Source organism: Vibrio sp. 1978 (genome assembly GCF_033344345.1).
On the sequence record NZ_JAWPOP010000244.1, the window covers coordinates 1 to 883 of the forward strand.

1 protein-coding gene is annotated in these 883 nt (G+C 51.1%); it reads right to left on the reverse strand.

What is annotated here, in order from left to right; translation table 11 throughout:
* A partial coding sequence (locus tag R8N49_RS25820; RefSeq protein ID WP_318190296.1) for an efflux RND transporter permease subunit occupies positions 1-883 on the reverse strand: 883 nt, incomplete at both ends.

The following is an 883-nucleotide window of genomic DNA, read 5'->3' on the forward strand; positions in this document are numbered from 1 at the left end:
GATAGCTTCAACCTGATCTTTAATGGCATTTCTTACGTTCGCTGGTGTGGAGTCCCGGCTCACACCCGCTTGAACCGTGATGGTTTTCACGCGGTCGCGTCGCCAAATCATGCTCTCTTCGGTGACCAGTTCGAATCCATCCACCACTTGACCAAGTGGAACGCTGTTAAAGCCAAGTAGAGAGCGCACAGGTAGCGTTTCTAGTGACGCCATGTTTTGCGATGTGCCACGTAACTGAATTGGAATCAGCTCATCATTCAGGTTCATTTGTCCGAGCGGCATGCCGTCTGATGCACGTTTTAGCGCGAAAGCGACATCGGCGCGGTTAATTCCTGCTTGACGCATTTTGTCTTGGTTTAGAATCGGCTTGAGCACTTTGCTTTCTTGGCGCCAATCATCGCGAATGTATTTTGCATCAGGGTTTGAAGCAAAAATCGTTTTCGCTTCCGCCGCTAGTTGATGCAATACGGTTTCATCCGGACCAGAAAAACGCACCTCAACCGCGAACTTATCTTTGGTTGCTAGCTTCAGCGCTCGGAAGCGAGGTTCGGCATCCGGAAACGCCTCTTTCAGCCAATCATCGCCACGCGTTACCAAGTGACTGATGCTCTCGTAGTCTTTGGTGTTGATCAGAATCTGACCGTAGGCAGGGTCGAGCGGCTCAGGCTCTACCGTTACCGAGAAGCGAGGTGCACTGGTGCCGACATAGCTAGAGATACTTTCCACTTCTGGTTGTGCGACCAACCATTCTTCAACTTTGCGCATGTCTGCCGAGGTTTGTTCAATCTTGGCACCATTGGGTAGCCAGTAATCGAGAAACACAATTGAGCGATCCGACTGAGGAATAAAGTTCACGGCCACATACGGGATTGCCACGGCGGTG